This is a genomic window from Streptomyces sp. NPDC059957 (genome assembly GCF_042730015.1).
Classification (GTDB): Bacteria; Actinomycetota; Actinomycetes; order Streptomycetales; family Streptomycetaceae; genus Streptomyces.
The window spans coordinates 30036-36647 of sequence record NZ_JBHWMB010000079.1 but is presented as its reverse complement, the minus strand read 5'-3'; the positions used below and the strand labels follow the sequence as shown (position 1 = coordinate 36647).

4 protein-coding genes are annotated in these 6612 nt (G+C 70.8%); 1 reads left to right on the top strand and 3 read right to left on the bottom strand.

The features are described from left to right. Positions 1-137: 137 nt before the first annotated feature. Positions 138-1532 carry an LCP family protein gene (locus ACFWBW_RS34970; protein WP_385381539.1) on the bottom strand — a complete coding sequence of 465 codons (1395 nt, stop codon included), beginning with the start codon at positions 1530-1532 and terminating at the stop codon, positions 138-140. Positions 1533-1826: 294 nt separating this feature from the next. Between ACFWBW_RS34970 and ACFWBW_RS34965 the strand changes: the two genes are divergently transcribed. After that, positions 1827-2867: a glycosyltransferase family 2 protein gene (locus ACFWBW_RS34965; RefSeq protein WP_385381536.1), complete on the top strand. Its 1041-nt coding sequence runs from the start codon at positions 1827-1829 to the stop codon at positions 2865-2867. A 101-nt stretch (positions 2868-2968) separates the two neighbouring features. Here ACFWBW_RS34965 and ACFWBW_RS34960 read toward each other — a convergent pair whose 3' ends face one another. Further along, entirely contained in the window at positions 2969-4645 is a 1677-nt protein-coding gene (locus ACFWBW_RS34960; protein ID WP_385381534.1) for an LCP family protein, read from the bottom strand. A 102-nt stretch (positions 4646-4747) separates the two neighbouring features. Next, positions 4748-6484 carry an LCP family protein gene (locus ACFWBW_RS34955; protein WP_385381531.1) on the bottom strand — a complete coding sequence of 579 codons (1737 nt, stop codon included), beginning with the start codon at positions 6482-6484 and terminating at the stop codon, positions 4748-4750. Between the last annotated feature and the right edge of the window lie 128 nt (positions 6485-6612).

The window sequence follows — 6612 nt, the reverse complement described above, 5'->3', positions numbered from 1 at the left end:
TCCTCCACACCTACAACCACCACCGCTCCCACACCGCACTGGGCGGACACCCACCCATCAGCCGCGTAAACAACGCTGCGGGTCAATACACCTAGGCTGCTCGGCCCGCCGCTTCGTCCGGCCGGGGGCCGGCTCCGTCAGGAGCCCCCGCAGACCACCTGGTCACCGGTGACCACACCGAATTCGCCCTGGTACGGGTCCTCCGCGCGCACCGCCACCACCTTGCGGTAGTCGGCGCCCGCGATCACCACGATGGTCCGCCCCTGCCCCCGCACGGCCCGCAGCTCACTGCCGGGCAGCGCGGTGGACACCGTACGGGCCGACCGGTCCCAGCGCGGGTCGTACGTGATCACCGTGCGCTTGACCTCCCGGCTCGCGCCGTTCCCCGGAGCCCGGGTGGTGTTGAAACCGGTGGCGCGCAGCGCCGAGTCCACCCGGGTGCCCAGCCCGTCGATCCGGGTGCCGTTCTCCACCTGGACCCGGACCTGCCCCGGGGGCACGTCCACCGGTACCGCCGGCTGCCGGCGCGCCGGACGGCCGCCGGCGGCGGGGGCTGCGGGCGCGGCCATCGGCCGGTCCTCGCGCAGCGCCTGGAAGAGCTTCGCGGCCTTCCCCTCGTCCCATTTCACGGTGGAGCCGATGCCCTTGACCGGGAAGGAGGGGTTGCCGACGGGCACGGAGGCGAACTCCGAGGAGGACGGGGTGAAATCGCGCATCGCCTGCCCGAGCGCCAGCATCTGCTCCGAGCCGAAGCCCCTGTCGGCCCGGACCGAGCTCAGCAGGGTGGAGCTGACCTCCTTGAACTTGACGGGGTTGAGCAGCACCCCGCCCCCGGTGGCCTGTTTGATCAGGGCGGCGATGAACCGTTGCTGGCGCTGCATCCGGCCCAGGTCCGAGCCCCCGTCGACATGGCGCGAGCGCACGTACTGCAGGGACTGGCCGCCGCTGAGCCGGTGGGTGCCGGGGAGCAGGTCGAGGCCGGTGTTGGGGTCCTTCATGGTCTTGGCCGTGCAGATCTCCACGCCGCCCATGGCGTCGACCGTCTTCATGAAGCTGGTGAAGTCGACCTCCAGGTAGTGGTCGATCTTCACGCGGGTCATGTTCTCCACGGTGCGCACGGTCAGCTGGGGCCCGCCCTCGGCATAGGCGGCGTTGAGCTTCACGGGGTGGGCCCGGTGCGGTTTGCCGCTGGAGCCGTCCACGTGCGCGGGCAGCTCCACGAAGCTGTCGCGGGGGAGGCTGACCACACTGGCCCGCGACCGGTCCGCCGAGAGGTGGACCAGCATCACGGTGTCGGTGCAGTGGCAGGGCGCGCCCCCCAGGCGGTACTCGCGCTTCTCCTCGGCGGTGATCTTGTCGCGGCCGTCGGTGCCGACGAGCAGGAAATTCACCCCGTGCCCGGCCTGCGGGCGGTTCTTCATGTCCTTGAAGGGGTCCACGCGCTGGATCCCGGTGTCCAGCCCCGTCATCACGGCGTGCCCGAGGGCTCCCGAGCCCAGGACGAGCACCGACAGCCCCGCGGCGAGCCGCACCCCCCATCGGGGTCTGTCCGCCGGCCGCTTCCCGCCCGTCGGCCGGATCCTGCTGGGGGGGACGGCCGGACCGCCGGGCCGCGGCGCGCGCTGCGACGGCCGGGCGGACCGGGCGGGCAGGGCGGGTCGGGTGGGACGGTGCGGCTGGGGCACGGGGGACACCTCGCACGTTCGGCAGATTCGTCAGAACAGTAGGTCCATACGATCAGCTGCTGTCCGTACTGCTCATCCGGCGCGCACCCGGTTCCCCCGTACGCGGTAACGTGACACCGATACCCGACCTTGAAGGACCACATGCCCGTCCAGCAGCCCGCAGTCTCGGTGATCATGCCGGTACTCGACGAGGAGCGCCATCTGCGCGACTCGGTCCACCACATCCTCGGACAGGAGTACGGGGGTGAGATGGAAGTGGTGATCGCCCTCGGGCCCTCCAAGGACCGTACGGACGAGATCGCCGCCGAGCTGGTACGGGAAACTGCGTCCAATGACCGAGCCCGCGTCCACACCGTCCCGAACCCCACCGGCCGCACCCCCGCCGCCCTCAACGCGGCCATCCAGGCCTCGCGCCACCCGATCGTCGTGCGCGTGGACGGCCACGGCATGCTCTCCCCGGACTACATCGCCACCGCGGTCCGCCTCCTGGAGGAGACCGGCGCGCAGAACGTCGGCGGCATCATGCACGCCGAGGGCGAGAACCCTTGGGAGGACGCTGTCGCCGCCGCGATGACCTCGCGCATCGGCGTCGGCAACGCCGCCTTCCACACCGGTGGCAAGGCCGGCCCCGCCGACACCGTCTACCTCGGGGTGTTCCGGCGGGAGGCCCTGGAGGCCGCCGGCGGGTACAACGTGGAGTTCATCCGCGCGCAGGACTGGGAGCTGAACTTCCGCATCCGCGACGCCGGCGGGCTGATCTGGTTCTCGCCGGAACTGAAGGTCCAGTACCGACCGCGGCCCTCGGTGCGGGCGCTCGCCAAGCAGTACAAGGACTACGGGCGCTGGCGCCACGTGGTGGCCCGCTACCACGCGGGCTCCATCAACCTGCGCTACCTCGCCCCGCCGGCCGCCGTGTGCGCGGTCGCCGCCGGTCTGGTCGCCGGAGCGGCGCTCACCCCGTGGGCCTTCGTCCTCCCGGCGGGCTACCTCGCGGCGATCACCGCCGGCTCCGTCCCGGCCGGCAAGGGCCTGTCGCTGAAGGCCCGGCTGCAGATCCCCGTCGCCCTGGCGACGATGCACATGTGCTGGGGATACGGCTTCCTGACCAGCCCGCGCTCGCTCGCGGCCAAGGTCATCGCGAGCCGCCGCCCGTCGGTGAGCCGGGACGCCGCCGAGCTCTGAGCCCGCTTGCCCGAAAGGGGTGACCCGGTCCTCGTCGGACCGGGTCACCCCTTTCGGTGCCTGGAGGCGTCAGCGCTTCGGCGAGCCCCTGCTTCAGCGTCTCACTTCCATTGGTACGGCCCGTAGATGTCCATGCAGCTGGTGTCCGTGCCGTTGAGCACGTCGGCCGTCTCCGGGACGTCGCCGGCCTCGGGCGGCGCCTGCTGCGGGTAGACGGCGCCCTCGCGCCAGTCGGCACCCACCAGGACCGTGATCTTGGCTGCCGTGGCCGACTTCTGCACGGAGGTGCCCGGGATCCCGAGCGCCGCGGCCACGCTCTGCGCGTCGGCTGCCTGCGCGTCCGTGGCGTAGCGGACGACCGTCGCCTTCTCCGGGGTGAGCGCGCCGTCCGCCTTGGCCAGCGAGAACCCCTTGGCGACGAGCTGGCCCGCGATGGCCGTGGCCCGCTTGCCCACCGGCTGCGCCCCGACACCCGTGCCGTTGACCACCTGCACGGCGATCTTCGCGGGGTCGGAGGCCGGCTGCGAGCTCGGCGTGGACGAGGGCGCGGGCGGCGAGGGCGATCCGCTCGCGGCCGCCGCCGGGGCGCCGTTCTTGTCCATGGCGACGTCCTCGCGGAGCAGCTTCCACACCTTCGGGGCGTCCGTGGGGTTGAGGATCAGCCGGTCCTTGTCGCCCGGGGCCTGCAGCACCGGGATCGTGGCCGTCGTGATGCGGTTGACCGGCACGTCCTTGAGCAGCAGGGCGAGGTCGAGGAGCTTCTTGACCGACCCGATCTCCTCCGAGACCTTCAGCGCCTTCGTGGCCGCCTCGGCCAGGCCCGTGAGGCGGGGGAGGTCGGTGAAGGCGTTCTGGCTCTTGAGCCCGCGCATCATCGAGTTCATGTACATGTGCTGCGCCTTGGCCCGGCCCATGTCACTGCCGAAGGCGTGCCGCGTTCGCAGCCACTGGAGCGCCTGCTTGCCCTGGACCCTGGTGGTGCCCGCCTCCAGCTTGAGGCCCGAACCGCCCGTCCCCGACCCCGGCTTCGACTGGTCGAAGACGTTCTGGTTGACGCAGACGTCGACGCCGCCGATCGCGTCGGCCATGCTCACGACACCGACGAAGTCGATCAGCATCCAGTGGTCGATGTAGACGTTGGCCATCTTCTCCCAGGTGGCCAGGGTGCAGCCGGGACCCCCGCGCGCGAAGCTCTCGTTGATCATCATCTTGGTGGCTTTGTACTTGGTGCCCGTCGCGGGATCGGTGCACTCCGGGATGTCCACGATCGTGTCGCGCGGAACGGTGGTGATCGAGGCGTTCTTCCGGTCGGCCGATATGTGGACCAGCATCTGCACGTCGGCCCGCACGGGGCCGCCGATCATGTCCCAGCCGCCGCCGAGTTTCGCGTTCGCCTCGTCGCGCAGGTCGGAGCCGAGCATCAGGATGTTGATCGGGCGCCGGCCCGCGGCGTCGGCCTCGCTCTTGGCGACCCCGCTGTCGCCGCTCAGGCGCTGGCCGCTGCGTATGTTGCCGTTGAGGTGGCGGTAGTAGAGGTAACCGGCCGCCGCCGTCACGAGTATGAGCAGCGCCACGATGGAGGCCGTCCAGCGCAGGATGCGCCGCCCCCGCCGGTTCGGGCGTCTGCCGCCGCCGCTCCCGCGACCGGCGCGGCGGTGGCCGGAACCCGACCTCGGCGCCGGTACGGCACCGGTGGCCGCCTGACGGGTGCCGGCGCCGGATATGCCGTCGCCGGCCTGGCCCGGCGCCCCCTCCCCTTGCACGCTGCTGTGCCTCACGCGTCCCCCATCACGATCACTTTGTGTCGGTATTGTGCCGGTCCGACGCGTTCCGGCATGTCATTTCGTGACCGCGGAGGGCCGGTCGGCCCGCCTGTCGGGTCACTTGGCGCAGACGGCCTTGTCCGCGCCGACCCGCTGGACGCCTTCGGGCACCTGCTGAGGCGCCGTCATGGAGACCCCCGCCCCCTTGAAGTCTGCGCCGAGTGTCAACTTCATCGGCGTCTTGGGCGCGGCGTCGGCCGTTCCCGGCTTCAGTGCCGTCGCCGGCAGCCCCATCATGTCCGCCAACGCCCTGGCCTGATCGGCCTGGTTGGGCGCGTACTCCAGCTGCGTGGCATCCACCTTGGCGGGCGCGTTGCCCAGGTTGCTGGACTTGAGCACCCCCTTGGTGTTCTGCAGCCAGTTCAGCGTGCCGGACGCGGATCCGGCCGGGCCGCCGCCGTTGAGGACGTCCACGCGGACGTCCTGGGCCGCCGCGCGGGGGCCCTGCGTCAGGGCGTCCAGCCGGGCCTTCGCGTCCGAGGCCGCTGCGTCCTTCGCGGCCTGTTCCTTCTTCTCGACCTCGGTGAGGGAGACGTCCCCGCGGATCATCTGCAACAGCGGTTCGGCCTGCGCCTGGTTGACCACCACGGTGGCCTTGACCTTCTCCGCCGGATTGTCGAGCACCGGAAGCGTGGTGAAGGTGATGTTCTTGAGGTCGATGTTCTTCAACTCGCCCGCGAGATCGGTGAGTTTTCCGATCGACCCTATGCCCGAATCCACGCTCAGCGACTTGGTGGCGGCTTCCGCGAGGGAGAAGAACTTCTTCGGACTCGTCAGCGTTTCCTTGGACTTCATCTCGCGCATCATCGAACCGAGGAACTGCTGCTGGGTCTTGATGCGGTCGAGGTCGCTCTCGTTGCCGAAGGCGTGCCGGGTCCGTACGAAGGCCAGTGCCTGTTCGCCCTGCAGTCGGTGCTCGCCCGCCGTCAGCTTGAGCTTGGAGTCCTTGTCGTTGACGTCCTTGGCCACGCAGACCGGCACCCCGCCGACGGCGGTGCTCAGGTTCTTCACCGCGTTGAAGTCGGCCATCATGAAGTGGTCGACCTGGATCCCGGTGAGCTCCTTGACCGTGCGCATCGTGCAGCCCGGGTCGCGGCCCGCCTGCCCGAGGCTGGTGTTGAAGCGGGCCCCGCGCTCGGCGGGGATGTCCTTCGTCGAGCCGTCCGGCTGCTTCGTGGGGCAGACCGGCAGATTGGTGATCAGGTCGCGGGGGATGGACAGCGCCGTGGCGTTGGAGCGGTCCTTCGAGACGTGGAAGAGGATCGTCGTATCGGCGTGGCCGACGCTGCCGGCGTCCCCGTACCCCTCGTTGCCCGTGCCGCTGCGCTTGTCCGTGCCGATGACGAGGATGTTGATCGGCTGGTCCTTCCTGAACCCGCCGCTCGTGCCCGCGTCGCCGACGTCGGTGACGTCGATGTTGTCGTTCAGGTGCTGGTAATAGAGGTACCCCGCCACCGAGCCGCCGATCAGCAGCACCGCCAGGGTCCCGCCGGTGATGGTCAGGGCCCGTTTGCGGCCCCCGCCGCCGACTTTGCGCGAACGCCCGCCGCGCCGGCCGCCGCCGGGCGGGGGACCGTCACCGCGGCGCGGTCCGGGGACCGCGGGGGACGGGGCCGCGGGGGAGCGGGGGGGAACAGGGGCTCTACGGGGCGCCGCGCGGGGGACGGACCGCTGCGAGGGTGCTTGCGCAGCGGAATCTTCCAGTCGCAGTTCGTAGTTGCCGGTGCGGGGGTTGAGTGCCCACTGGTCTGCGGGGTCGATCTCGTCGGCCCGTCCACGGCTTTGCGCATCCACGGTTTGCTCGAATCCTCCGTCGGTGCTTCGCGACGCGCCTCCCCCAGGCGCACGGTCAACGATCCGGCTGCTGGCACACGGCCTCTGTGCTGGCCGGGCGCCGGATCGCTCACCTTATCCGGACAGGT